Origin of the sequence: Frankia tisae, from assembly GCF_025403405.1 — a bacterium.
In the GTDB taxonomy this organism is placed as follows: domain Bacteria; phylum Actinomycetota; class Actinomycetes; order Frankiales; family Frankiaceae; genus Frankia; species Frankia tisai.
The window spans coordinates 53,186-78,754 of the sequence record NZ_JANEZT010000001.1; the positions used below are offsets into that span (position 1 = coordinate 53,186).

Sequence of the window (25,569 nt, forward strand, 5' to 3'; positions counted from 1 at the left end):
GATCAGTTCCCCTTCCGCTCGGAGGAGGCCGGAGCCGGAGCCGGAGGTGCCGCCGGAGGTGCCGCCGGAGCCGGAACCGAGGCCGGAGCCGGAGGTGCCACCGGAGCCGGAGGTGCCATGGCCGGGGCGGCGGGGCCGGTGCCCTGGCCGGCGGTGGGCGCCGTGGCGGCTACCAGCGGCGCGGGGGCCTGGTCGGCCCGCCAGCCGGCGGCCTCGGCGAGGAGCAGGCCGGCGACCGACGGCTCGCCGACGCCCGGTCCCGCGACGCCCTCCGGGCGCGGGTCGGCGAACCCGGCGAGCTGGCGGGACGTCTCGGCGAACGAGCACAGCGGCCCGCCGCGGGTCGGCGCGGGGCGCTCGCCGGCCTGCAGGCCGGCGACGATCGCCTGCGCCGCGTCGGGGTCGACCTGGTCGTAGAACTCGTAGTTCACCGTCATCACCGGCGCGTAGTCGCAGGCGGCGAGGCACTCGGCGTGTTCGAGGGTGATCGAGCCGTCCGGGGTCGTCTCGTCGTGGCCGATGCCGAGGCGCTCGGCGACCCGGGCGTAGACCTCGTCGCCGCCGAGTAGCGCGCAGGACAGGTTCGTGCAGACCGAGACGAGGTAGTCGCCGACGGGCCGCCGCTTGTACATCGTGTAGAAGGTCGCGACCGCGCCGACCTCCGCCTGGGTGAGGCCGAGCGTGTCCGCGCAGAACGACACCCCCTCGGTCGTCACGCAGCCCTGCTCCGCCTGCACCAGGTGCAGCAGCGGCAGCAGCGCGGAACGGGACCGGCCGGCGGGGTACCGCGCGATGATCTCGGCCGCGGCGGCGTGGGTCTCGGGCGAGAAGGCCATCACCGGTCAACTCCCCCGAGCACCGGGTCCACCGAGGCGACCCCGACAATCACGTCCGCCACCTGGCCGCCCTCGGTCAGTGCCGGGACGGCCTGCAGGTTGACGAAGCTTGGGTCGCGGACGTGGACACGGAACGGTCTCGTGCCGCCGTCGCTGACCACGTGGTAGCCGAGCTCGCCGCGGGGCGACTCGATCTGCGTGTAGACCTGGCCGGGCGGCACTCGGAAGCCCTCGGTGACCAGCTTGAAGTGGTGGATGAGGGCCTCCATCGAGGTCCCCATGATGCTGCGGATGTACGCCAGCGAGTTGCCCATCCCGTCGGCGCCGATCGAGAGCTGGGCCGGCCACGCGATCTTCTTGTCAGCGACCATGACCGGGCCCGGCCGCAGCCGGTCCAGGCACTGCTCGACGATCTTCAGGGACTCGCCCATCTCCTCCAGCCGCACCAGGTAGCGGGCGAAGGAGTCCGCCTCCAGTGCGGTCGGCACGTCGAACTCGTAGGTCTCGTAGCCGCAGTAGGGCATGGTCTTGCGCAGGTCCCAGGGCAGGCCCGCGGCGCGCAGCACCGGCCCGGTGACGCCGAGGGCGATGCAGCCGGCGGCGTCGAGGACGTTGACGTCGACCATCCGCGCCTTCCAGATCGGCTGGCCCGTCAGCAGCCGGTGGTACTCGCGGATCCGCTTCGGCATGTCGGCGAGGAACTCCCGGATGGCCCGCTCCGCGCCGTCCGGAAGGTCCTGGGCCAGGCCGCCGGGGCGGATGAAGGCGTGGTTCATCCGCAGCCCGGTGATGAGCTCCAGCAGGTCGAGGACCTTCTCCCGCTCCCGGAATCCGAAGATCATCGCGGTGGTGGCGCCAAGCTCCATGCCGCCGGTGGCCAGCCACACCAGGTGCGAGGCGATGCGCTGCAGCTCCATCACCAGCACCCGGATCACGGTGGCCCGCTCGGGGATGTCGTCGGTGATGCCGAGCAGCTTCTCCACGGACAGGCAGTAGGCCGCCTCGTTGTACAGCGGGGACAGGTAGTCCGCGCGGGTGAGGAAGGTGACCGCCTGCGTCCAGGTGCGGTATTCGCAGCTCTTCTCGATCCCGGTGTGCAGGTAGCCGATGACGAGCCGGGTCTCGGTGACCGTCTCGCCCTCGATCTCCAGCACGATGCGCAGCACTCCGTGCGTGGAGGGGTGCTGGGGCCCCATGTTGACGACGATGCGCTCGGCGTCCTGTTCACCGGCGCCGAGGATCTCCTCCCAGTCGCCGCCGGTGACGGTGTAGACCCGCCCGGAGGCGGACTCGGTGAACCCGGCCTCGTAGGCCGAGGATCCGTCGGTGGGCTGGGCAGTGCCGTCGGTGGGCGGGGCGGTGCCGTCGGTGGGCTGGGCGGTCGATGTGTGCGGGGCCGACGTGCTGCTGGGCGTCATAGCGAACCTCGGATGTCGCCTCGGGGATGCAGGCGGCCGGTCAGGGCCGGGTGCGGGATCACGAGTAGCTCCGGCGCTCGTCCGGCGGCGGGACCGTGGCGCCCTTGTAGTCGACCGGGATGCCACCCAGCGGGTAGTCCTTGCGCTGCGGGTGCCCGATCCAGTCGTCCGGCATCATGATCCGGGTCAGCCCGGGATGGCCGGTGTAGACGATGCCGAACAGGTCGTAGGCCTCCCGCTCGTGCCAGTCCGCGGTGGGCCACACCGAGGTCAGGCTCGGCACCGTGGGGTCGGCGTCGGCGACGGAGACCTCCAGGCGCAGCCGGCGGCGGTAGGTCATCGAGGTCAGGTGGACCACCGAGTGCAGCCGGCGGCCGGTGGCGTCGTCCGGGTAGTCCACTCCGGACAGTGACGACAGCAGCTCGAAGCGCAGCCCCGGATCGTCACGCAGGGTCTGCGCCAACGCCGGCAGACCCTCGCGGCGCACGTGCAGGGTCAGCTCGCCGCGGTCGACGACGGCCCGCTCGACGGCGTCGCCGAGCTGCGGGAAGACGCGTTCGAGCGCGTCATACACCGCGTCGGCGTCCGGATCACCGAACGGCCGCTCGCTGGCGGCCAGCACCGGGGCCGGGGCGACGAGGCGGCCGAACCCGGAGGTGTCGCCGGACCCGCCGGCGCCGAATGCGTCGTGGCGCCGTCCCGGTCGCAGACCGTTGCCGCCGCCCACCAGCTCGCCGGCGCCGTTCGCGGCGGCCCCGGTCTCGTCGCGCGCGCCGTCATGCGAACCCGGGCCGGCGGAGGAGCTGCCGTCAGGGGGTGTGCCGTCAGGGGGTGTGCCGTCAGGGGGTGTCATGGGTCGCTCCTGGATCGGCGCCCTGCTGCGCGGCGCCGGTGCCGGCCGTGGCGCCGCCCGGGGCGGCGTCGCTGTCGGTGACGTCTTCGGTGCTCGGGCCGGGGCCGTGGGCCCGCGACTCGTCGGCGGGCTTGGCGTCGACGGGGATCCGCTTGGTCCGGCCGAACACCGACGACGGGGCGAGCGCGGCGGGCCGGCGGGTGTCCAGGGCGGGTTCGACAGCGCCGCGATCCGTGGGGACCGGCGCGCCGGCCGGGATCCGGAAGTGCTTGCGGTCGTTGACGGACAGGGTGCGGGTGTCGAGCTCACCGGCGGGCAGCCCGGCGCGGGCGGTGGCGACGTCGATCGGCTTCGGGTACGGCGACGAGCCGGACTCGGTGTGCGGGGTCCTGCCGGTGACCGGGCCGGCGAGGATCTTCTCGTGCAGCTTGATGATGGCGTCCATCAGCATCTCCGGCCGCGGCGGGCAGCCGGGCAGGTACATGTCGACGGGGACGATGTGGTCGACACCCTGCACGATCGCGTAGTTGTTGAACATGCCGCCGCTGCTGGCGCAGACCCCCATCGACAACACCCACTTGGGCTCGGGCATCTGGTCGTAGATCTGCCGCAGCACGGGCGCCATCTTCTGGCTCACCCGGCCGGCGACGATCATCAGGTCGGCCTGGCGGGGGCTGGCCCGGAAGACCTCCATGCCGAACCGGGACAGGTCGTAGCGGCCGGCTCCGGTGGACATCATCTCGATCGCACAGCAGGCCAGCCCGAAGGTCGCCGGCCACAGCGACGACCGCCGGGACCAGTTGGCGAGCTTCTCGACGCTGGCGAGGAGCACGCCGCCGGGTAGCTTCTCCTCTAGTCCCATTCCAGACCTCCACGACGCCACTCGTAGGCGTATGCGACGAAGATCGTCGCCATGAACAGTGCCATCGCACCGAGGCCGAAAACCGCGAGGCTGTCGAAGGCGACCGCCCACGGGAACAAGAAGATGATCTCGATGTCGAAGACGATGAAAAGCATCGCGGTGTTGTAGTACTTCACCGGGAAGCGCTGCGGCCCGGCCGGGGCCGGAGAGGGTTCGATCCCGCACTCGTAGGCGTCGATCTTCGCACGATTGAACCGGCGGGGGCCGATGACCGCGCCCGCCGCGACGGAACCGACCGCGAACAGGCTCGCGATCGCCAGCAGAACGAGGATCGGCACGTAGTTCGAGAGCATGCCGAACTCCTCTCCTTCGAAAGAGTGTTACCGGATGTTATGAGGAAGGCTTTCCGGTGAACGGACCGCGAACGATCCGCGCTCGGTGTTCGTCACGTCTATCGCCACTGGTCACGGCGCCCCGAGGCGGGGCGCCCTCATCCGATCCTGGCCCGGGTCCCCCGGTCTGGTGGTACTTCGCTGCCTCGACTGCCCTTCCCGCCGGCTCCCCCCGAGAGCCGAACCGATGGCGGGTTGAGCCCACAGCCCTGTCCGCGCAGGAAGAAGGTGGCGGGCCGGGCATGCCACGACGGCGGGTCAAACTCCGCGCCGGCGCCGGCCCACCAGCGCCGGCGCCGCCATGCTCGATATACCGTAAATCCGTCGATCCGGTCCAGGCGGCACGCCGCCGGATCGACCCGAATAACACGTCAGGCCGCGGGAGCGAGCCGAGTCATTGCGTTGATCAACCGGTCCATCGCATCCCCTCCCCGGGGGTCGGTGAGATTTGCCATGATCTTGAGAACGAAGCGCATGAGCATCGGCCGCGGCAGCCCGTACTTCGTCCCGAGCGCCATGATGGTCGGATTCCCGATGAGCTGGACAAAATAGCGGCCAAGAGTGTAATACCCGCCGTACTGGGCGCGGATTATCGCCGGGTAGTGCCCGAGGGCGCGTTCCCGCGCGGGCCCCTCGGCGCGGGCGAGGGCCTGCACGGCGACCTCGGCAGCGTACCGGCCCGACTCCAAAGCGTAGGCAATGCCCTCGCCGTTGAACGGGTTGACCATGCCGCCGGCGTCGCCGACGAGCAGCACGCCGTCGCGGTAGTGCGGGGTGCGGTTGAAGCCCATGGGCAGGGCGCTGCCGCGCACCGGACCGATCGCGTTGTCCTCGGTGAACCCCCACTCCGGCGGCAGCGCGCCGAGCCAGCGGCGCAACAGGTCGGTGTAGTTGGTGTGCTGGAAGGCGTCGGTGGTGTTCAGCAGGCCGAGACCGACGTTGCTGGTGCCGTCGCCGACACCGAAGATCCAGCCGTAGCCGGGAAGCAGGCGGCTCTCGCGCGGCCGGCCCTCCCACAGCTCGAGGTGGGACTCGAGATGGTCGTCGTTGGTGAGCGGGCTGCGGTAGTAGCGGCGGACCGCGACGCCGAGCGGGCGGTCCTCGCGGCGACGGATGCCGAGCGCCAACGCGATCCGGGCACTGTTACCATCAGCAGCGATAATCAGCGGCGCGCGGTAGGTCACCGGTTCCCGGTCGGGCCCGGTGCGCGCCAGGACGCCGACGACCCGGCCGGTGCGCTCGTCGATCAGCGGTCCGGTGACGGCCGTGCCCTCCTGCAGCCGGGCGCCGGCCTTCACCGCGTGCCGGGCGAGCAGGTCGTCGAAGTCCAGCCGGGGGCGGACAAGGCCGTAGTCGGGCCAGCTGGCCAGGTCCGGCCAGGGCAGCTCCACCCGCACGCCGCCGCCGACGATGCGCAGGCCCCTGTTGCGCGCCCAGCCGGCGGCGGGCGAGGTGTCGATACCCATCTCGACGAGGCTGCGCACGGCGCGCGGAGTCAGCCCGTCGCCGCAGACCTTCTCACGCGGGAAGGTCGTCTTCTCGATCAACAGGACGTCCAACCCGGTGCTGGCCAGGTGGTAGGCGGCGGACGAACCACCGGGGCCGGCGCCGACCACGATGACGTCAGCGTCGGTCGTCGACCCACCGCCCGCGCCGTCAGTCCTTGTCGTCGCCATGGCCACCCATTGCTCCGGATCTGCTCGAACACCCGTCCCGGGAGCGCTCCCGGCCGGAACCCTCCGCTTGAGTGCTCGTGAAATTCTTCACGAGCGTCCTCGGCGAGTGTAGGCCCTACGCAGGCCAATCGCACCAACCAGGATGCTCTGAGGACCGGACGAGTCGACTTCGCGCACCCAATGACCACCGTGAGCGACCGTTTCCGCCCTCCGGCCCGCGCGGACCCGCCGTAGCGTTCTGACGCAACTTCTAGACGAGCGTATAATCCCGACCCCTCTCCTCGCATGACTGCTGGTCGCGCGCGTGGCGCCCACTTTCACCTCTCCGGCGTGTCACGTATCGCAATTCGGCCACTACACGCTGCCCACGGTCGGAAATGGTCCATGGCACCTTCTTCCCACCGGGTGGGATCACCGCCAGTGCGGGGTAGTCCCCCGCTTGCCGCCAGAAACACGGCGCTCGTCCGCGGGCGGCGGCTGCTTCGGATCGGTGCCACCGGCCCGCGCGGGGCACCTTCGGACCAGACCGCGCCGCCCGAACGGGCGGTCTCGGCCGGCCCAAGCGGGCGACCCCCAGCCAGAAGGGACCACCCCGACCTCGCCCGACCCGGGCAACCGCCAACCGAGCGCATGCCGCATCGACTACGCCGTGTCATCTAACCCCTAAAAGCCGCAAAGTTTCCTAAATACGACCAATAGCACCAGACGTGTCGGCACGGGCGCGCCACGATCGACTCAGCCCCGCGCCCAACCACTGCAATCCCGTACGAACCCGGCTATCCGCCCCGACCCCGGCTATCCGCCGCGACACTGTTCCGAATCGAGAGATCCGATGACCGAAGAGACCGTCGTCCTCCCCACCGCCGACGGGCCTGCCCCGGCGACGCTCGCCGAACCCGCCGGACCCGCGCGCGGCGGCGTCGTCATCCTGCACGAGGCGTTCGGTCTCACCGAACATGTGCAGGGACTGTGTAGCCGCTTCGCCCTGGCCGGCTGGCGGGCGATCGCGCCCGACCTGTTCCACCGCGTCGGCTCGCCGGTCTTCGCCTACGACGACATCGCCTCGGCGATCAAAGTAGTCGAGGACCTTGACGGCACGGACCTGCTGGACGACGTCGACGCCGCGCTGGCCGTCCTCGCCGAGGAGGGGACGGCGCTGGACCGCTGCGCCGTCGTCGGCTTCTGCCTGGGCGGGAGCATCGCCTTCCAGGCCGCGGTGGCCCGTCCGTTCGGCGCGGCGGTCACGTTCTACGGCGACGGGATCCGCACCCGGAGCTTCGGTGAGCCGAGCCCGTTGGAGATCGCCGGGCGACTGCAGGCGCCATGGCTCGGCCTGTACGGCGACCAGGACCCGAGGATCCCCGCCGAGGACGTCGAAGCGCTGCGGATCGCGACGGCCGCAGCCCCCGTGCCCACCGAGATCATCCGCTATCCCGAGGCCGGGCACGGCTTCCACAACGACGCCCGCCCCGCGTCCCACCACCCGGCATCGGCCCGCGATGCCTGGTCACGCACCCTGACCTGGATCGAGTCGCACCTGCCCGGCTGAGCTGGGGCCGGCGTGTCGATCAGTCGGGGACGTGGCCGCGGTGGAGGGCGACGACGCCGCCGGTGAGGTTACGCCAGGTGACGCGGGACCAGCCGGCCTCGCGCAGCAGGTCGGCGAGCACGGCCTGGGCGGGCCACGCCCGGATCGACTCGGCCAGGTAGACGTAGGAGTCCGGGCTGCTGCTGACCGTGCGCGCCACTTTCGGCAGCGCCCGCATCAGGTATTCGAGGTAGACGGTCCGCCAGGGCCCCCACACCGGCCGGGAGAACTCGCAGACGACGAGCGAGCCACCCGGCCGAGTGACGCGGCGTAGCTCACTGAGGCAGCGCACGGTGTCGGCGACATTACGGAGCCCGAACGAGATCGTCGTGCGGTCGAAGACGGCGCCGGGGAAGGGCAGGTGCAGCCCGTCCCCGGCGGTCAGCACCACCCGCCCCGCGCCCGAGGCCACCGCACCCGGGGCGGCGGCTGCCGGGGCACATGGGCCCGATGCCGGGGAGGCCGGGTTGGCGGGCAGGGGCTTCTCGGCGAGGCGACGCTGGCCGGCGCGCAGCATGCCGAGGGAGAAGTCGCAGGCGACGACGTCCGCACCGGCCTCGGCGAAGGCCCGCGAGGAGGTGGCCGTGCCGGCGGCGAGGTCGAGGACCCGCAGGCCGGGACGCAGATCGAGGGCGGCGGCGGTGGCGCGCCGCCACGTCCGGTCGAGGCCGCCGGAGAGCACGGCGTTCGTCAGGTCGTAGCGCCCGGCCACACCGTCGAACATCGCCGCGACCTCCTGCGGCCGCTTGTCCAGCCCCGCCCTGCTCACCGCGTGCCCTCCCGTCGTCGACCTCGTTCTACCCCGTGCCGATCCACTCCGTGCCGATCCACTCCGTGCCGGTCAGCCATCAGCCCGTCAGCCATCAGCCGGTCCCCCGGACGCGGGCCCGCCGCCGTCGGGCGGCCCGCCGTCGAACCGGGCGAGGGCCGTCGGGGCGGCGGCACGGGCCGTCTTCTCGGCGACGTCCCAGTCGGTGGCCGCGCCGAGGCTGCGCAGCCGGTCGCGGGTCGCCTCGTCGCACAGGGCCCCGGCGACGCCGGCCGCGTACAGGTCGCGGGCGCGGGCGCCGATCCCGGCGGCGACGGCGTACTCGATGCCGAGATCGGTGCCGAACATCGCCGGGTCGTCGGTGGCCAGTGAACAGGCCACCCCGGCGGCCTGCAACGCGAGCAGCGGATGGTCGCGCAGCCGGGGCACCGAGCGGGTTCGCAGGTTCGACACCGGGCACACGTCGAGCACGATCTTCTCGTCGGCCAGGCGGCGCAACAGCACCGGGTCCTCGACCGCACGGATGCCGTGGCGGATCCGCCGGGCGCCGAGCGCGTCGAGCGCGCCATGGATGGATGCCGGGCCGTCGGTCTCCCCCGCGTGCGGGACCGCGGCGAGCCCGGCGTCCGCGGCCAGGGCGAACGCGGGCGCGAACGGCTCCGGCGGATGGCCGATCTCCGGCCCGCCGAGCCCGAGGCCGACGACGCCGCGCTCGGCGAAACGCGCCGCCCAGCGGGCCACCTCGGTGGCCGCCTCGACGGGCAGCACCCGGTCGATGTCCGGGGTCAGGCGCACCTCGACGCCGTAGCGCTCCCGGGCCTCGACCGCCCCGTCGGCGTAGCCGTTGAAGATCTCCTCGACACGGACGCCGCGCTGGACGCGGAACCAGGGCGAGAAGATGCCCTCCAGGTAGACGGCGCCGTGCGCGGCCGCCTCGGCGGCGTAGTCGACGACGATCTGGCGGAAGTCGGCCTCGGTCCGCATCACGTGCGTCGTCATGACCCAGACCTGGATGAAATGGTTGAAGTCACGAAAGCGGTACAGCTCCGTGAGGCCTTCGACCGTCCGCGACGGCAGCGCCTCCTCGTTACGCCGCGCCATCTCCAGCAGCGTCGCCGGGCGGACCGTCCCCTCCAGGTGGACATGCAGCTCGATCTTCGGCCCGGTCCCCGCCGGGACCGAGGCCGGGGACCCGGCGGACTCGCTCATCGGGCCAATCTATGGCGTCCCGTCCGTGGCGGCGCAGGCCGGACCCGTGTGGAGAGCGGGGCGTCGACCTCAGGTCGCCGAGACGAGCGGCAGGGCGGTGGAGGAGAAGTGCGAGGCGACGCGGTCGTCGGTCGGGTCCTGCGCCGGGTCGCGGTGGACGACGAGGTGCCGGTAGAGGGTGTCGCGCTGCGCGGGAATGCGGCCGGCGGTGCGGATCAGGGAGATGAGCTCGGAGCGGTTGGTGCGGTGGCGGGCACCGGCGGAGGAGACGACGTTCTCCTCCAGCATCACCGAACCGAGGTCGTCGGCGCCCATGTGCAGGGTGAGCTGGCCGACCTCCTTGCCGGTCGTCAGCCACGAGCCCTGCAGATGGGCGATGTTGTCGAAGAACAGCCGGGCGACGGCGACGAGGCGCAGGTACTCCAGCGTCGTGGCCTGGGTTCGCCCGCCCAGGTGGTTGTTCTCCGGCTGGTACGTCCACGGGATGAACGAGCGGAAGCCACCGGTGCGGTCCTGCACATCCCGGATCATCCGCAGGTGCTCGATGCGCTCGGCGTTCGTCTCACCGGTGCCCATCATGAACGTGGCGGTCGATTCCAGGCCGAGGGTGTGCGCGGTCTCCATCACCGACAGCCAGACGTGGCCGGGCTCCTTGAGCGGGGCGATGGCGTGCCGGGGGCGTTCGGTGAGGATCTCCGCGCCGGCGCCGGCGAAGCTGTCCAGGCCCGCATCGCGCAGCCGGGTGATGACCTCGGGGAAGGCCAGGCCGGACGTGCGGGCGATGTGCACGACCTCGCTGGCGCCCAGCGAATGCAGGGCGAGCTGCGGGTAGGCCGCCTTGATCGCGCCGAACACCTGCTCGTACCACTCGATGCCGAAGTCGGGGTTGTGGCCACCCTGCAGCATGATCTGGGTGGCACCGAGCTCCACGGCCTCGCCGCACTTGGCGACGATGTCGTCGACATCGCGGACCCAGCCCTCGGCGTGCTTCGGGGCCCGGTAGAACGCGCAGAACCGGCAGGCCGTCACGCAGATGTTCGTGTAGTTGATGTTACGGTCGATGATGTAGGTGGCGATGCCGTCGGGATACCGGCGGCGGCGCACCGTGTCCGCTGCCTTGCCGAGTGCGTGCAGGGGGGCCCGGGTATAGAGGAGCAGCGCCTCCTCCGGCGAGATGCGGCCGCCCTCGGCGGCCCGGTCCAGGATCGACCGGATCTCGCCGTCACCGTCACCGCCGTCGCCCCGACCCACCGCAGTTTCGCCGTCGGCATCCACAAGGCTCATGGCGCGATGGTACGACCTGGGTCCCGGTGCCGGGCCGCGTCGCCTGAGGCCAACACCGGGACGTCCGTGGTCGAACGGCCGGATGATCAGTAGCCGGAACGACCACCGGCGTCGGCCGGACCGGAACCCGGGACTTCCGCGTCGTACCCGCTGGACGGCCGCTCGCCGTAGCCGGAGCCGGAGTCGGCCCCGGCGTCGGCGGACGGGCGCTCACCGTGGCCGTGCTCCGCGTCGTAGCCGCCCGGATGGCCCGGGGTCGCGCCGGTGGTCGGGCCGCCGGTGGTCGGGCCGCCGGCGGACGGGGGGCTACCCGGGGCATTGTGATGACCGGGGCTCCGCGTGCGGCTGGTGAACTTCTGCTGCACCTGCTTGATCTTGGCCCGGTTCTCGGGCTTGTTGGCCGCAGCCTTGGCCTTGTCGACCATCTCTCGGGTCTTCGGGCTGTGCAGGAATTCATTGATCTTGCTTGAGATGTTCGCCATGAGGTCGGTGTACCTATCCGGCGGCAGGTTTACCCGTTGCGTTCCAGTGATCTTTGACGCTCGCCGGTCACACCGCCATCCCTTGCGGGGCGGCGGTCCTGGTCTCACCGGCCGGAGCCGTGCCGGGTTCCCCCTTCACCGCCGTACACAGTCATCCCGAACCACCCGAAGAACCCTCAAAGGTGTCCTTCGCCTGATTCCACAGGCTGTCCACCTGGTCGCCCACGCCGTTCTTGACCGAGGTGGCCACCTTGTCCCAAAGCCGGCTGCGCTGCTCGTCGACCATGGACGCGATCTGGTCCGCCGCGGAGAGCAGGAGCAGAACGACCAGGACGAACAGGATCGTCCGTTTGAAGGGGATTCGCAGCCGGAACCGGCGGCGCGGGCGCCGCGGTGCCGGGGGATCATGGGGTTCAGGTGCTTGGCCGCGACGCTCGGGGCGCTCGGCGACCTGCCGCGGTGCCGGTTGCGGACGCGCCGCGTCAGCACGGTCGCCCGCCCGCCGACCCTCGGGCCGCGCCGGCGGGTACGGCTGGGCCGGCGGGTACGGCTGGGCGGCCCGGGGGTATGGCTGGGCCCGCTGGTAAGGCTGGGCCGGCGGATACTGCTGGGCTGGCGGGTACGGGCGGGCGGCCTGGCGAGGTGACGCGGACCCGGACGGGGCCGGGGACGCGGGCGGGTAAGGAGACGGCGGCGAGCGGCGGCCGTCCGCGGGGCCCACGGGCGGCGTCGGCTCGGCTCGCCGGTCGCGAGCGGCGGGACCGGGCGCGGCCGGGGCGGGCAGCTGCTCGTCCTCGTACTGGACGAATCCGGCGCGCCGCCGCCGGCGCATCGGTGCCCCCTGGCCACCGGCGGCGCCTGGACCACCGAAACCAGCGTTGCCGGCGCGGTCAGCCTCGTCGAAGCCTCCGCCGCGGGGGGCGCGCTCGTCGGCGCCCAGGCCTGCCAACGCCGGCGGCGGCACGGGCGGCCCGGAGGGAGGCGGAAGGTCGGCCGGCTCGTCCCACCATCGTTCTCCCGCCGGCGGGGCGCCCTCCTCCCGCCAGCGGCGCTGATCGTCGGCGCCGGCAACGCGGGTCCGCTGCGGCCGGTCGGCGCCTGCCCCGGCCGCTGCGGCCGTGCTGCGGCCCCGCGGCCAGGTGCCGTCGAGGACGGCGGTGGCCGCTACCCGGGTGTCCCCGCCGGGCGGTGCCTCCTCGCCGAGCAGGGTCAGCAGCAGCCGCTCGCTCGTGGGCCGGGCCCGCGGGTCGCGGGCGAGCGCGGAGCGGACGACGGGTTGCAGCTGCACCGGCACGTGCCGCAGGTCGGGCCGCCCCGTCTGGATTTTCTTCGACATCTCCAGGTAGGTGCCGTCGCCGTAGGGATGGGCGCCGACGGCGGCGTAGCCGATGAGCAGTCCCCAGGCGAAAACGTCGACCGCCGGGCCGATCGACGAGCCCTCCATCTGCTCGGGCGCCATCCAGCCGATCGAGCCCAGGACGAAGCCGGTCTGGGTCCGGCCCTGCGCCACGTCGAGCGCCCGGGCGATCCCGAAGTCGATGACCCGGGGACCGGAGAACGACAGCATGACGTTGCTCGGCTTGAGGTCCCGGTGGACGATGCCGGCCTTGTGGATCGCGGTCAGCGCGCTGGCCACGCCGATCGCCACGCCCTGCAGCGTCGACATCGGCAGCGGCCCGGACCGGTTGACGACGTCGTCGAGGCGGACGCCGTCGATGTACTCCGTGACCAGGTAGGGGCGGCGGGCGGCGGGGTCGGCGTCGAGGACCTGCGCGGTGCAGAACGGGGCAACCCGGCGCGCCGCGGCGACCTCGTCCCGGAACCGTTCGCGGAAATCGGGGTCGGCGGCCAGGTCCGAGCGGATCACCTTGATCGCGACGAGGGCTCCGGCGGTGTCGCGGGCGAGGTACACCGTGCCCATCCCGCCCGAGCCGAGCCGGCGCTCGACCCGGTAGGCGCCGATGACGGTCGGGTCGTCGGGGTGCAGCGCCTCACCTCGGGTGCCGTCCGGCCCGTCCCGGCCCGTCGCTCGATCCGCCACCGCTCTCCCGCCCGTGTCCGTCCTGTCCCCACCGGCGCTCGGTCCGGCACGGCAACCGCGGTGCCTGCCACCTCACGCTAGCCCTCACCGGTCGCGGCCTGGGGAACTCTGTCCGCCATCCGACGGTCGCATCGGCAGGCCTTTTCTCCAGCCGTGTTTCTGGAATCTCACCTGAACGACCGATATCACCGGCAACGAACCATGTAACGAAGAAACGATACAAGCACAATGCCGCGCTCCGTTGGCCGGGACGGCTCCGCGGCACCGACCAGCCGGGACGCCCACCAGCGAAGATGACGGCATGCCGACCAGATCTCCGGCAGGATGAGAGGACGGAAAGTCCAGTGGCACCGACCGAACATTCCCAGTCCGACCGGTCGGGCCGCGAGGCGCGGGGAGCTGCCCATGGTCACACAGTCGGTCCAGGCGGACGACGGCACCGCCGTCCGGCCGGGCACCACGGCGGGCGGCGACGTCGACACCAGCGTGGACATGCTGATCGTCGGCGCCGGCCCCGCGGGGCTCTACGGCGCCTACTACGCGGGCTTCCGGGGCATGTCGGTCGCGCTGATGGATTCGTTGCCCGAGGCGGGCGGCCAGGTCACCGCGATGTATCCGGAGAAGGTCATCTACGATGTGGCCGGCTTCCCCGCCATCCGCGGCCGCGAGCTGGTCGACGCCCTCGTCACCCAGGCGGCCCCGTTCGACCCGATGTACCTGCTCGACCAGCAGGCCGCCGAGCTCACCCACGAACCGGATGCGGTCGTGGTGACCAGCAGCCAGGGCCACCGGGTCCGCGCCAGGGTCGTCGTGATCACCGGCGGTCTCGGCACGTTCACCCCCCGGCCGCTACCCACCGGCACCGGCCATCTCGGCCGCGGCCTGGTCTACTTCGTGCCGAAGTTGGACGCCTACGCCGGCCAGGACGTCATCGTGGTGGGTGGTGGGGACAGCGCCTTCGACTGGGCGCTCGCCCTGGAGCCGATCGCCCGCTCGGTCACCCTGGTGCACCGCCGCGACCGGTTCCGCGCGCACGCGGCGACGATCGGGCGGGTCGAGGCGTCGAGCGTGGAGATCCTCACCTTCTCCGAGGTCGCCGCCATCCACGGGGAGGAGCGGATCGAGAAGGTCGAGCTCGTGCACACCCGGACCGGGGACCGGCACGTCCGCCCGGCGCAGGCGGTGGTCGCCGCGCTCGGCTTCACCGCCGACCTCGGTCCGCTGACCCGCTGGGGGCTCTCCATGGCCCGGCGGCACATCGCGGTCGACTCGGCGATGTTCACCGGCGTCGATCGGATCTTCGCGGCCGGGGACATCACCGAGTACCCCGGCAAGGTCCGCCTGATCGCCACCGGCTTCGGCGAGGTCGCGACTGCCGTCAACAACGCCGCGCCGGTCGTCGACCCGGCGGCGAAGGTGTTCCCGGGGCACAGCTCCGACGACGGCACCTCCGTCTGACCAGGGCACGGTTCCCCACCGGGGCAGGCCGGCCGGCGGCCCCGGCCGGGCAACCGGCGCACACTGGTGGCATGCGCGGTCTTCTGGTTATCGGCCACGGTTCACGACGGGACGAGGCGAACGCCACGGTCCGCGAGCTGGCCCGCCGCCTGGCGACCGAACCCCGCCCGGCCGCCGACGGCTGCGCAGGCCACCCGCTCGGCTCGGGCGGGCCGACCATCGCTGGGGACCCCGCCGGCCCAGCCGCGCCGACTGGCCCGACCGGCCCGCGGCCGTGGGGCGCCGTAGAGGCAGCGTTCCTCGAGGTCAGCCGGCCCGACATCGGCGAGGGGTACGCCAACCTCGCGGTCGTGGGCTGCACCGAGATCGTCGTCTACCCGTTCTTCCTCTTCGGCGGCAACCACACCCGCCGCGACCTCCCCTCGGCCCTGGAGGAGGCGCGCGAACGGCATCCGAGGACCCGCTGGATCCTCTCCGAGCCCCTCGGCCTGCACGCCTGCGTCGTCGAGGCGGTACGGGCGCGGCTCGACGACACGCTGCGCGAACTCGTCGACACCGCCAGGCACCCCACCGGCTGACAGACCGCCCACGCCCGCAACGGCCAGACGCGGTGATCATGGTGTTCCGCACAGCCGCGCCTCGCATCCGATTCTCAGAAGACGGCGGTGGCGCGGCTGGCCGCGACGAAGTCGGCGACGGCGGCGGCGAGCGGACGCACCCCCGGCTCGGCCGGCACGATGTCCACCCGCATTCCGGCGGCCTCGCAGGCCTGGGCGCTGCGCCGGCCCATCGCGGCGACGAGCAGGTCCGGGGGCAGCGGCCCGTACAGCTCGGCGGTGCTGCGGGCGGCCGTCGAGGAGGCGAACGCCGCGACGTCGAAGTCGCCGTGACGCAGCTCGTCGGCGATCCGCGGATCCGGGTCGGCGGTCACGTCGGCCAGCAGCGGCACCCGGCACGGCGTCCACGGCCCGCCCGCCGGCAGGTCGGCGGCGCCGACGACGAGCACCCCCGGCTCCGGCGCGAGCTCGTCCAGCGTGATGGCGGCCAGGCCCAGCGCGTCGAGGGCGTCGGCGGCGTCGGGGCGGGCGGCCACCAGGATCAGCCCGGCCAGGGCGCGCACGTCGGTGCCGGCCCGGCGCAGCAGGGTGACCACCGCGGCGACCTCGTCCGGGTCGGCGAGGACGAGTCCCGCGGCCGCGGGCAGCGCGGCGAGCAGCTCCGCGCCGGCGTCGTCGAGCGGGGCGGGGTGGGCCACGACCGTCTCGACCGCGTCGGCGCCGAGCTGCCGCAGCCGGCGGGCCAGCAGGCCCGGGCGGGACCGGGTGCGGGCGACCAGGATGCGCACTCCGGCCAGCGGCGGCGCATCGGTGGCCGGGGCGTCGTTGCGGGCGGCGACCTCACCGACGACGATCACCGCCGGTGACCGCACTCCCGCGGCGATCGCGTCGATGGCCAGGGCGTCGAGCGTGGTGCGCAGGACACGTTGGGCTGGGGTGGCGCCCCGCTCGATCACCGCGACCGGGGTGGCCTCCGGGCGGCCGCCGGCGAGCAGGGCGTCGGTGATGTCCATCAGCCGCGCCACCCCCATGAGGATGACGATCGTCGCCCGGGAGGCGGCGAGGCCCGCCCAGTCGACGGTTGAGTCGGGGTGCCCGGGCGGCAGGTGCCCGGAGACGACGGCAATCTCCTGCGCCAGGTCACGGTGGGTGACCGGGATGCCGGCGAGCGCCGGCACGGCCAACGCCGAGGTGACGCCGGGGACGACGGCGAAGGTCACGCCCGCCTCGGCGCACGCCTGGGCTTCCTCGCTGCCGCGGCCGAGGAGGTAGGGATCTCCGCCCTTGAGCCGCACGACCCGGGCACCGGCTCGGGCCCGGTCGACGAGGACCGCGTTGATCTCCTCCTGGGCCCAGGAGCGGGCCGTCGGGCTCTTGCCGACATGGATGATCTCCGCGTCGGGTGGCGCGGCGTCGAGCAGGACGGCTGCGGCGAGCCGGTCGACCACGACCACGTCGGCGGTCTCCAGCAGCTCACGACCACGCACGGTTAACAGCCCGGGATCGCCCGGACCAGCTCCGACCAGCCAGACCTCACCTGCGATTCGCCCGTCAGTCACGGCGTGCACCGTACCTGTTCAGCTACGTCCGGCGAGCGATCACGCGGCCGGTGCCACATCGGCAACGGGTCGTGCGCCCGGTCAGTGGATGCCGCACTCCGTCTTGTTCGTGCCGGTCCAGCGGCCGTCGCGGCCGGCGCCCCGGCGGGTGCACGGCCAGCAGCCGACGGATTCGTAGCCGTCGGAGAGCAGCGGGTTGACGATGACATTGTGCTCGGCGACGTACCGGTCGACGTCGGCGTCGGTCCAGGCCGCCAGCGGGTGGATCTTCACCTTGCCGCGGCGTGCGTCCCAGTCGACGACCTTCAGGTTCGCCCGGCCGGCGGACTCGGCGCGCCGCGACCCGGCGGCCCAGGCGCGGTACGGCGCCAGCGCCCGGTCCAGCGGCACCACCTTGCGCATCCGGCAGCACAGGTCGGGGTCGGTCTTGTAGAGGTCCTGACCATGGACGGCGTCCTGGCCGACGACGGTGAGCTGCGGGCTGACGCTGATCAGCGGCAGGTCGTAGGTCGCGGCCACCGCGTCGCGGGTACCGACCGTCTCGGCGAAGTGGTATCCGGTGTCGATGAAGACCACGGGCACATCGGAGCGGATTCGGGCGAGCATGTCGACCAGGATCGCCTCGGCCATGGACGCGGCGACCACCAGCTTCGTCCCGAACTCCTCGGCCGCCCAGCCGAGGATCTCCTCCGCCGGCGCGCCTTCGAGCTCCTCCCCGGCCCGCAACGCCCGGCTCTGCAACGCGGCATCCATCAGGTCGTCTCCTCGTCGTCGCGCGCGGCGCCTCGCCGTGCCGTCTGGTTCCCCGTTGCCGCCGTCTGGCTCCCGGCTGCGGCCACCAGCGCGGTCAGGCTCAGCCGAAAGCCGCGCCGGCAGGACCGGCACGCCCAGTGCCCGTGCCCGGAACCGGCTCCGTCCGCCGCCAGTTCGGGGACGATGTCCTCCTCGCCGCAGTACGGGCAGTAGAAGGGCACCGCACGATCACCGCCGGCCATCGGCGCCCCTGGCCGCCGAGCCCGCCGCGGCCAGCGATGCCTCGTCGGCCCGCTGCGCCCAGTCGGCGAAGCTCTCCCCGTCGGCGCGCTCACCCTGGTAGGTCTCCAGCAGGCCGACGACGTAGTCGAGCAGCCCGTCCGCGGTGACCTTCAGGCCGCGTGACTTGCGGCCCAGTCGTGACCGGGTGCCCAGGTGGCCGCCGAGGTGGACCTGGAAGCCCTCGACCATCTCCCCGGCGTCGTCGGGGACCAGCGAGCCCTTGAGCCCGATGTCGGCGACCTGGAAGCGGGCGCAGGCGTTCGGGCAGCCGTTGACGTTGATCCCGATCGGCTCGTCGAAGTCGGGCAGGCGGCGCTCCAGCTCCTCGATGAGACCGCGGGCGTTGGCCTTGGTCTCGACGATGGCCAGCTTGCAGAACTCGATCCCGGTGCAGGCCATCGTGCCGCGCCGGAACACACTCGGCCGGACGACCAGGCCCAGCGCCGCGAGCTCGGTCTCCAGCGGTGCCACGGCCTCGTCGGCCACGCCGAGGATGACCAGCTTCTGGGTCGTCGTCGCACGGATGCGGCCCTGCCCGTACCGGTCGGCGAGGTCGGCCACGGCACGCAGCGTCGTCCCGGACAGCCGGCCCGCGCTCGGGGCGAAGCCCACCGCGTTGCGGCCGTCGCGCTGGCGGTGCACGCCGATGTGGTCGCGGCCCTCGTTGCGCGGGGGCGCCGGCGGCGGCCCGTCCGGCAGCGCGGCCGTCAGGTACTCCTTCTCCAGGGTGGCCCGCACCCACTCGGCGCCCATGTCCGCGACGAGGAACTTCAGCCGGGCCCGGGTGCGCAGGCGGCGGTAGCCGTAGTCGCGGAACAGCGAGGCGACGCCGTGCCAGACCTCGGCGACCCGCTGCGGGGGCACGAACGCCCCGAGCCGCACGCCGAGCTTCGGGTTCGTCGACAGGCCGCCGCCGACCCACAGGTCGTAACCCGCGCCGAGCTCCGGGTGGACGACGCCGACGAACGCGATGTCGTTGATCTCGTGCAGCGTGCAGTGGTCCACGCAGCCGGAGATCGCGGTCTTGAACTTGCGGGGCAGGTTCGCCAGCGTCGGGTCGCCGACGAAGCGCTCGACCACCTCGTCGATCGCGGCCGACCCGTCGATGACCTCGTCGCCGTCGACGCCCGCCAGCGGGCAGCCGAGGATGACCCGCGGGGTGTCGCCGCACGCCTCGGCGGTCGTCATCCCGGCATCCTCGAGGGCACCCCAGATGGCGGGCACATCCTCGATGCGGATCCAGTGCAGCTGGATGTTCTGCCGGTCGGTGACGTCGGCGACGTCCCGGCCGAACCGGGTGGAGATCTCCGCGATGACCCGAAGCTGGTCGGCGGTCATCCGCCCGCCGTCGAGCCGGATCCGCTGCATGAAGTAGGAGTCGTCGAGCTCCTCCGGTTCGAGGATCGCCGTGCGGCCGCCGGAGATCCCCGGCCGGCGCTGCGTGTACAGGCCCCACCAGCGGAACCGGCCGCGCAGGTCCTGCGGGTCGATTCCGTCGAAACCGGTGTGCGGGTAGAGGTTCAGGATGCGCTCGCGCACCTCCAGCCCGCCTTGGTCCTTCTTCATGCGCTCGTTGGCGTTGAGCGGCTCGGAGTAGCCCAACGCCCACTGGCCCGCCCCCTTGGGACGGGACGGGGGCGCGGAACGGGCAGGACGGGAAGGACGGGCAGGAGAAGTCATCAGATCTCTCGATGCGCGGGTGAAGCGCGACGCCCTCGAAGTGGCGCCGCGAACGGGAACGTCAGCGGGAGCGGCGACAGCCGGCGCTGGAGACCCGCAGCAGGTCGACGTGCAGGCGCGCGACGAGCATCGGCTCAATCACGAGGCACGGGGCTGCGGGGGACGACGCGAACCCGCGCCGGGGCGAGACGCGGACCAGGTCCACCGCTCGCGCAACCGGCGCCCCAAGGGTGAGGGCGCGCGCAACCACGGCCCCATGTTTACACAGAAGTGATGCCGATGGGCGGGTTGTGTGTCCCACGACCACGCCACCGACGAACTTCACTCCGCGAAGTGTCCCAAACCGGGCGGCGACCGACGGCCGGTTCACCCTTCCGACACCGTCTCCACAACTCTACCGCACCGATGGAGAAAATGAACAACACGATCGGCATCGAAGCCGGTGGAACGGCCGAAGCGGCGGAACGGCGCCGAGAGGTCCGCAATGCGCCTCAGCTGGGGCGAGGGGCGGCGCAGAGGCGGCGGAGCTGGTCGACCAGCAGGCCGGTGGCCAGGCCCTTTTCCAGCAGGGCATCCGCGCCCAGGGCGAGCACGCGGTCGAGCAGCGCGTCCTCGGAGAAACCGGTGAAGATGACCACGGTCGCCTGCGGCACGACCCGCCGGATTCGTGGCAACGCGCCGATGCCGTCGAGCACCGGCATCGCGAGATCGAGCAGCACCAGGTCCGGCACCGTGCGAATGACCTCGTCGATGGCCTCAGCACCGTTCGCGGCGGCGCCGACGACCACGAAGTCGGGTTCGGTGCCCAACAGCAGGCAGAGCAGCTCGCGCACGCCGTCCGCGTCGTCGACGACCACCACCCGGCGCGGGGCGACGGCTGCCTCGGCGGCGCCCGCACCGTTACGGGCGGCGGCGCCCTCGGGCCGCTCGCCCTCCGGGATCGCGGTCCGCGTGGCCGGCCGGCCGGTCTGTGTACCCGCGCCGCGGCCGGCTCTTTGGCCTGGCTCGGGGCGGGAGTTCACCCCGGCGGAGCGCCGAGCCGCGGTGACAGCGTCGTCTCGGTCGAGCCCGACGGCGTCGGCGCCCACCGAACGACCGGTATCCACCATTCTTTTGTACGCGCCCCACCCGACCCCGCGCATCGTCATTGAGGATGGTTTCCGGGGATGACCCATGCCGGTCATCCCGGCGATACCCGCAGACCGTGGCGAAGTGCCGCAGGCCCGGCGTGGCAGTGATAGCCCATCGTGCGGGAAAGGCCAACTGGAGACGATCTCTCGGTGATTCCCCGGTTTTCCGGCCGAACTTCCTCGGCAACACTCCCGTTTCCCAACAAGAACCCAAGAAAACAGGCATAATCCCACGACGGGACTGTCGTACCCAATCGACTCGCCCGGCGGGGCGTAGTAGATCGCAAACGCAGAGCGATATCACTCAGTTGAATATCGCTTTTAGTAACAGAGAGTTATTATTGCAACCCTCCGCGTATGGGACCTTTGACCTCTAGCCTATCGGGGTGCGCCATGGAGTAATCTGATCACTACCGGTGAATCCTGCCGGCTCTCGAGGGGGGCACGAGAGGCGGCGCACGACGACTGTCCTCCCTCGGTGGGAGGCGACCTCTGCCATGCGGAAGGACCTCACAGATGCGGCAACGGAGCCGAGGCCGGCAGGGCACGGCGACCGCTGAAGACCTGCTCCCCGTGGAGATCCGGCGGCGGCGCTGTGAACGCGTTCTCTCCCGGGACGAGCTGGCCCGGCGCACCGGCTACAGCCGCCAGTACATCTCCCAGCTGGAGCAGCCCAGTCGCGGGATTCCCGCACGGCCGGTGATCGCCGCCGTCGACGTGATGCTGGAGGCCGGCGGCGCTCTGGTCGACCTGCGCGAGGCGGCCGTGGTCGCGCGGGCCGAGCGCCTGCGCCGCTCGCCCGATCCGGAGTGGGAGTCCCGTCGCCGGGTGTCGGACCTGCTCGACCAACGCCGGTCCGACCACGAGCTGAACTATCTGGATCAGCTGGTCGCCGACCTCATCGCCAAGGCCGATCTGCTCGACCCGCCGGACGTCACCGCCCGGATCCTCGCCCAGCAGAGCGTGGTCGACAACCTGCTCCGCACGCCGCTGCTCCCGCATCAGCAGTTCCGGTTGTTCATGCTTGCCGGCCACCTGGCCGGGCTGCTTGCCATCTCCCTGGTCGACGTCGACGAGCTCGCGAGCGCGAGCACCTGCTGCCTGGAGGCGGCGGTGTTCACCGAGCTGACCGGGCACGAGGGGCTGCGGGCCTGGACCCTCGCCGTCCACGGGCTCATCGATGCCGCCGCTGCGCGGGGGTGCTCCGCCAACGCCGGCCGGCAGCCGGGGGCCGCGGATCGCACACCGCCGAGCCTGGCTGCCCCGGCGAGCGCGGGCTCGCTGACCGGGTTGGATCCAGAGGAGGCCCCGGCATCATCGGTCGGGTCGGGGCCCTCGGCTGCGGCGTTCACGCCAGCCGGGCACGGCCCGCAACCGGATGGTTCGGCCGCCTTCGAACCCGCCATCCCCAGTCCGGACGGCGACGCCTCGCTCGACGAGATGCTGATCGCGCCCGGCGGACGGGACACGCCGCCCCGGCTGATCGCGCTCGTGAAGGGCCGCATCGCCCGTTTCGCGACCGCGAACGCGAACCGCACCGTCCCGCCGACGGGCATCTCCCACGCGTTCCGGCCGCCGGTCTGACCCTGCGCGAGCCCGCGCCCGCTCCAGCGCCACCGGACCGGGCCGGGCCGGCCGTCAGACCTCCGCGAAGGTCATCTCCCGCAGCGGGGGGACATCGCCGCGGCGGGCGGCCTTCTCCGCGAAGGCTCGGATGCCCGCCTGCTGCCGCTCCCCCAGCCGGAAGTCGAGGGTGGTGAAGTAGCGGGCCAGCGTCGCCGGGTCGAACACCTCGAAGCGGGCCGCCCGCGTCGCCACCTGGTCGACGTCGCGCAGCGCGAGGTCCAGCCCGGAACGGAACGCGTCGTGGACCTCCTTCACCGTCCCCGGGTGCCGCTGCGCGAACGACTTCCGGGCGGCCCACACCGCGAAGACCATCGGCAGCCCGCTCCACTCCCGCCAGGCCGCACTCAGGTCGATCAGGCCGAGCCGATGCCCCGTGCCGCCGCGTTCGGCGTCGTAGGTCGCCCGCAACGCCACATCTCCGATGACCACCGCGGCGTCGGCCTCCCGCAGCATCGACGGCAGGTCGGGCGGCATCGTCAGGTAGGTCGGCCGCAGGCCGTAACGTTCCTCCAACAGCATCCGGGCCAGCAGCACGCTGGTCCGCGAGGTCGAGCCGAGCGCGACGGTGCGGACGTCGTCGAGCGGTACCGCCGAGCTCAGCACGACGGACAGCACCGGCCCATCGGCGCCGACCGCGAGATCAGGCAGAACGACGAGATCATCGGCATGGCGGAGGTACTCGACCAGGCTGATCGGGCCGATGTCGAGCTCGCCCGCCACGAGGGCCTCGTTGAGCCGGTCGGGGGTGTCCTTCGTCAGCTCGATGTCGAGCAGCGCACCCGAGTGGACCAGCCCCCAGTACAGCGGCAGGCAGTTGAGGAACTGGATGTGCCCGACCCGCGGCCGGGCCTCGGCGCCCGCGGATGCGCTCAACGCCGGCCGCCGTGACGGTTCTCCATCACGGCGACGACCGCGCGGCGCTGCCGCAACGCCAGCGGGTAGCTCATCAGCCCACTGACGGCCAGCGCCAGCACGAAGGCCAGGAAACCGCCCGCCCCGAGCAGCAGGACTACGGCGAGCACCACCCCGAAGAGCACCGCACGGAGGGCGAAATACCGCAGGTTGATGCCGAGCAGGCCGCGTTCCCTGGCGGCCGGGGCTCCCGGCGGCGCGGCCGCCGCCCGCCTCGGGCGCACGGTGAGACGCTTGCGCAGTTCCATCAGGACCCCCGCTCCTTCGTCGGCACCCGCTTCTTCGTCGGCACCCAGCCGAGCCTGCGCAGCACGGTCGGGAAGAACCCCAGCCCGAGGAAGACGACGAGCAGGCCGAGCAGGCTCGCGCCGCCGATCGGCAGACCGGCCCAGTCGAGCACCACGTAGACCGCCACGCCCGGAACCAGGATCACCAGGAAGGCGAGCACGAAGATCGATCCGATGCCCGGCGCCCCGGGAGGTCGGACCCGCGGTCCGGCGGCGGACACGGCGGACACGGCGTTCACGGCCGGGGCGGCCGCGGGCGTGGGCTGACCCGCCACGCGGGACGGTGTCGGCTCGTCATCGTTGGCCATCGAATCCCGCCTCAGGCGTCGATCGAGGTCGGGATCTCGCGGCGAGCCGGATCAGGACCGTCGTAGCCGCGGATCTCCCGGTAACGGGTGTCCCGCTCGACCGGCCGGAAACCGGCGTCGCGGATGATGGACAACAGGTCCTCGCGCGTCATCGTGTTGGGCGTGCCGAAGCGGTCCGCATCATGGGTGATCTTGTACTCGACGACCGAGCCGTCCAGGTCGTCGGCGCCGAAGTTCAGCGCGAGCTGCGCCGTGGTCAGGCCGTGCATCACCCAGAAGCACTTGACGTGATCGACGTTGTCGAACAGCAGCCGGGAGACGGCGAAGGTCTTCAGCGCCTCGGCGCCGGTCGCCATCGGCTGGTTCATCAGCCGGTTGCGCGGGTCGCCGGAGGCGTCGTGCTGGAAGCGCAACGGGATGAACACCGCGAAGCCGCCCGTCTCATCCTGCAGCTCACGCAGCCGCAGCACGTGATCCACTCGATGGCGCGGTTCCTCGATGTGCCCGTAGAGCATGGTGCAGGGGGTGCGCAGGCCCTTGGCATGGGCGAGGCGGTGGATGCGCGACCAGTCCTCCCAATGGGTGTTGTGGTCGACGATCCGCTGCCGGATCTCCCAGTCGAAGATCTCCGCGCCGCCACCGGTGAGGGAATCCAGGCCCGCGTCGATGAGCTCGTCGAGAATCTCGTCGGCGGGCAGGCCGCTGATCTTTTCGAACCAGTGGATCTCGGTGGCGGTGAACGCCTTGAGCGCCACACCGGGCAGCGCCTTGCGCAGCTCCCGCAGCGAACGCGGGTAGTAACGCCAGGGCAGCGTCGGGTGCAGGCCGTTGACGATGTGCAGCTCGGTGATGCCGGCCGGCTCCATCTCCTTGGCGAGCCGGACGGCCTCCTCGATCCGCATCGTGTAGGCGTCGGCCTCGCCGGGCTTGCGCTGGAACGAGCAGTAGGCGCAGGACGCCGAGCAGACGTTGGTCAGGTTCAGGTGCCGGTTGACGTTGAAGAAGGTCCGGTCGCCGTTCTTCCTGGTCCGGACCTCGTGGGCGAGGCCGCCGAGCCAGGCGAGATCGTCACTGGCGTACAGCGCCTCCCCGTCGGCGCGGCTCAGCCGCTCGCCGTCGGAAACCTTGGCCTCGATCTCCCGTTTGAGCCCAGCATCCATGCCATCCAGATTAGCCCGCGACACCGTCACACCTGGCCGTGCCGGCCGAGCTGACCCGTCACAACTGCCAGAGTTGACCGGGCTGACCCAGGACAACCGGCCGGGCCGACCGGCGTCCGCTCACGCGTCCCCGCTCTTACCGACGCCCGGAGGCGGAGGCCCCGCCGACCCCCTCGCCTCGGCGGCACGCTGCGCCGCCCGGCGCTGCATCCGCCCCAGCGGCCAGGTCAGCAGCCCGGCGACCGCGAAACCGATCAGCACCGAGAGCAGCAGGTTCACCCCGACCACTGCGAGCACCGCCGTGATCACCACGAGGGCGGCCAGACGGATCAGGAAGTACGGCAGCTGCACCCGCAGGTCGACATCCTGCATCGGGGGCCGCTCCCGACGCCCGGCCCGGCCCGCGTCGCCGGACTGGCCGCCCTCGTGGTGATCACGGCGGTGCTC

At 72.2% G+C, this 25,569-nt stretch carries 26 protein-coding genes; 4 read left to right on the forward strand and 22 right to left on the reverse strand.

From position 1 onward, the window contains the following. Positions 1 to 2: 2 nt before the first annotated feature. The 6 genes from nuoE to NBZ85_RS00265 form a co-directional block, all read right to left on the reverse strand. On the reverse strand, positions 3 to 836 hold the full coding sequence (gene nuoE / locus NBZ85_RS00240) for an NADH-quinone oxidoreductase subunit NuoE (RefSeq protein ID WP_261554890.1): 834 nt from the start codon (positions 834 to 836) through the stop codon (positions 3 to 5). Next, positions 836 to 2,254, reverse strand: coding sequence for an NADH-quinone oxidoreductase subunit D (locus tag NBZ85_RS00245; RefSeq protein ID WP_261554879.1), 1,419 nt, complete (start codon positions 2,252 to 2,254; stop codon positions 836 to 838). Before NBZ85_RS00245 ends, nuoE begins: the two co-directional genes overlap by 1 nt. 58 nt (positions 2,255 to 2,312) lie before the next feature. Further along, positions 2,313 to 3,107, reverse strand: a complete 795-nt coding sequence (locus tag NBZ85_RS00250) for an NADH-quinone oxidoreductase subunit C (RefSeq protein WP_261554878.1) — start codon at positions 3,105 to 3,107, stop codon at positions 2,313 to 2,315. Continuing rightward, positions 3,094 to 3,969: a NuoB/complex I 20 kDa subunit family protein gene (locus NBZ85_RS32920; protein ID WP_368861318.1), complete on the reverse strand. Its 876-nt coding sequence runs from the start codon at positions 3,967 to 3,969 to the stop codon at positions 3,094 to 3,096. The genes NBZ85_RS00250 and NBZ85_RS32920 overlap by 14 nt, the downstream gene beginning before the upstream one ends. After that, positions 3,960 to 4,322, reverse strand: a complete 363-nt coding sequence (locus tag NBZ85_RS00260) for an NADH-quinone oxidoreductase subunit A (RefSeq protein WP_136447586.1) — start codon at positions 4,320 to 4,322, stop codon at positions 3,960 to 3,962. The genes NBZ85_RS32920 and NBZ85_RS00260 overlap by 10 nt, the downstream gene beginning before the upstream one ends. Positions 4,323 to 4,732: 410 nt before the next feature. Further along, positions 4,733 to 6,037, reverse strand: a complete 1,305-nt coding sequence (locus tag NBZ85_RS00265; RefSeq protein WP_261554877.1) for a geranylgeranyl reductase family protein — start codon at positions 6,035 to 6,037, stop codon at positions 4,733 to 4,735. 832 nt (positions 6,038 to 6,869) lie between these two features. Between NBZ85_RS00265 and NBZ85_RS00270 the strand changes: the two genes are divergently transcribed. Next, positions 6,870 to 7,586, forward strand: coding sequence for a dienelactone hydrolase family protein (locus tag NBZ85_RS00270; protein ID WP_261554876.1), 717 nt, complete (start codon positions 6,870 to 6,872; stop codon positions 7,584 to 7,586). A gap of 19 nt (positions 7,587 to 7,605) precedes the next feature. Here the strand turns inward: NBZ85_RS00270 and NBZ85_RS00275 are convergent, their stop codons facing one another. The 5 genes from NBZ85_RS00275 to NBZ85_RS00295 all read right to left on the reverse strand — a co-directional run bounded on the left by NBZ85_RS00275 (position 7,606) and on the right by NBZ85_RS00295 (position 13,410). After that, on the reverse strand, positions 7,606 to 8,394 hold the full coding sequence (locus NBZ85_RS00275) for a demethylmenaquinone methyltransferase (RefSeq protein ID WP_261554875.1): 789 nt from the start codon (positions 8,392 to 8,394) through the stop codon (positions 7,606 to 7,608). Between the two features lie 87 nt (positions 8,395 to 8,481). Continuing rightward, complete coding sequence (gene add / locus NBZ85_RS00280) at positions 8,482 to 9,603, reverse strand: adenosine deaminase (protein ID WP_261554874.1); 1,122 nt, start codon at positions 9,601 to 9,603, stop codon at positions 8,482 to 8,484. Positions 9,604 to 9,672: 69 nt separating this feature from the next. Beyond that, complete coding sequence (gene mqnC / locus NBZ85_RS00285) at positions 9,673 to 10,887, reverse strand: cyclic dehypoxanthinyl futalosine synthase (RefSeq protein ID WP_261554873.1); 1,215 nt, start codon at positions 10,885 to 10,887, stop codon at positions 9,673 to 9,675. Positions 10,888 to 10,973: 86 nt separating this feature from the next. Beyond that, a complete protein-coding gene (locus NBZ85_RS00290; protein ID WP_261554872.1) occupies positions 10,974 to 11,369 on the reverse strand; it encodes a hypothetical protein in 396 nt (131 codons plus the stop codon). 151 nt (positions 11,370 to 11,520) lie between these two features. Further along, complete coding sequence (locus NBZ85_RS00295; RefSeq protein WP_261561339.1) at positions 11,521 to 13,410, reverse strand: serine/threonine-protein kinase; 1,890 nt, start codon at positions 13,408 to 13,410, stop codon at positions 11,521 to 11,523. A 492-nt stretch (positions 13,411 to 13,902) separates the two neighbouring features. Here NBZ85_RS00295 and NBZ85_RS00300 point away from each other — a divergent pair, with 492 nt between their 5' ends. Together NBZ85_RS00300 and NBZ85_RS00305 are read left to right on the forward strand one after the other, a co-directional pair. Continuing rightward, on the forward strand, positions 13,903 to 14,868 hold the full coding sequence (locus NBZ85_RS00300) for an NAD(P)/FAD-dependent oxidoreductase (protein ID WP_308205011.1): 966 nt from the start codon (positions 13,903 to 13,905) through the stop codon (positions 14,866 to 14,868). 71 nt (positions 14,869 to 14,939) lie between these two features. Further along, positions 14,940 to 15,446 (forward strand): sirohydrochlorin chelatase, encoded by a 507-nt coding sequence (locus NBZ85_RS00305; protein ID WP_261557740.1) that lies wholly within the window; start codon positions 14,940 to 14,942, stop codon positions 15,444 to 15,446. Between the two features lie 74 nt (positions 15,447 to 15,520). On the opposite strand, the gene cobA is transcribed toward NBZ85_RS00305, so the two are convergent. The 6 genes from cobA to NBZ85_RS00335 form a co-directional block, all read right to left on the reverse strand. Continuing rightward, positions 15,521 to 16,984, reverse strand: coding sequence for a uroporphyrinogen-III C-methyltransferase (gene cobA / locus NBZ85_RS00310; RefSeq protein ID WP_372517752.1), 1,464 nt, complete (start codon positions 16,982 to 16,984; stop codon positions 15,521 to 15,523). A gap of 81 nt (positions 16,985 to 17,065) precedes the next feature. After that, a complete protein-coding gene (locus NBZ85_RS00315) occupies positions 17,066 to 17,737 on the reverse strand; it encodes a phosphoadenylyl-sulfate reductase (protein ID WP_261557744.1) in 672 nt (223 codons plus the stop codon). Continuing rightward, positions 17,737 to 17,979, reverse strand: a complete 243-nt coding sequence (locus tag NBZ85_RS00320) for an Insertion element protein (RefSeq protein WP_261557746.1) — start codon at positions 17,977 to 17,979, stop codon at positions 17,737 to 17,739. The genes NBZ85_RS00315 and NBZ85_RS00320 overlap by 1 nt, the downstream gene beginning before the upstream one ends. Beyond that, on the reverse strand, positions 17,966 to 19,699 hold the full coding sequence (locus tag NBZ85_RS00325) for a nitrite/sulfite reductase (protein ID WP_261557748.1): 1,734 nt from the start codon (positions 19,697 to 19,699) through the stop codon (positions 17,966 to 17,968). The genes NBZ85_RS00320 and NBZ85_RS00325 overlap by 14 nt, the downstream gene beginning before the upstream one ends. 61 nt (positions 19,700 to 19,760) lie before the next feature. After that, positions 19,761 to 19,949, reverse strand: a complete 189-nt coding sequence (locus NBZ85_RS00330; RefSeq protein ID WP_136447476.1) for a putative leader peptide — start codon at positions 19,947 to 19,949, stop codon at positions 19,761 to 19,763. Positions 19,950 to 20,190: 241 nt separating this feature from the next. Next, the gene (locus NBZ85_RS00335; protein WP_261557751.1) at positions 20,191 to 20,847 is read right to left on the reverse strand and encodes a response regulator; all 657 of its coding nucleotides are present in this window, start codon (positions 20,845 to 20,847) and stop codon (positions 20,191 to 20,193) included. Positions 20,848 to 21,345: 498 nt separating this feature from the next. Between NBZ85_RS00335 and NBZ85_RS00340 the strand changes: the two genes are divergently transcribed. After that, positions 21,346 to 22,413 carry a helix-turn-helix domain-containing protein gene (locus NBZ85_RS00340; protein WP_261557753.1) on the forward strand — a complete coding sequence of 356 codons (1,068 nt, stop codon included), beginning with the start codon at positions 21,346 to 21,348 and terminating at the stop codon, positions 22,411 to 22,413. A gap of 54 nt (positions 22,414 to 22,467) precedes the next feature. On the opposite strand, the gene NBZ85_RS00345 is transcribed toward NBZ85_RS00340, so the two are convergent. The 5 genes from NBZ85_RS00345 to NBZ85_RS00365 form a co-directional block, all read right to left on the reverse strand. Beyond that, the gene (locus NBZ85_RS00345) at positions 22,468 to 23,328 is read right to left on the reverse strand and encodes a menaquinone biosynthetic enzyme MqnA/MqnD family protein (protein ID WP_261557755.1); all 861 of its coding nucleotides are present in this window, start codon (positions 23,326 to 23,328) and stop codon (positions 22,468 to 22,470) included. Beyond that, complete coding sequence (locus tag NBZ85_RS00350; RefSeq protein WP_261557756.1) at positions 23,325 to 23,615, reverse strand: hypothetical protein; 291 nt, start codon at positions 23,613 to 23,615, stop codon at positions 23,325 to 23,327. Before NBZ85_RS00350 ends, NBZ85_RS00345 begins: the two co-directional genes overlap by 4 nt. Further along, on the reverse strand, positions 23,615 to 23,962 hold the full coding sequence (locus NBZ85_RS00355; protein ID WP_261557758.1) for a hypothetical protein: 348 nt from the start codon (positions 23,960 to 23,962) through the stop codon (positions 23,615 to 23,617). The genes NBZ85_RS00350 and NBZ85_RS00355 overlap by 1 nt, the downstream gene beginning before the upstream one ends. A gap of 11 nt (positions 23,963 to 23,973) precedes the next feature. Continuing rightward, positions 23,974 to 25,122, reverse strand: coding sequence for an aminofutalosine synthase MqnE (mqnE, locus tag NBZ85_RS00360; RefSeq protein WP_261557760.1), 1,149 nt, complete (start codon positions 25,120 to 25,122; stop codon positions 23,974 to 23,976). Positions 25,123 to 25,242: 120 nt separating this feature from the next. Further along, a partial coding sequence (locus NBZ85_RS00365) for a hypothetical protein (protein WP_261561340.1) occupies positions 25,243 to 25,569 on the reverse strand: 327 nt, incomplete at its 5' end.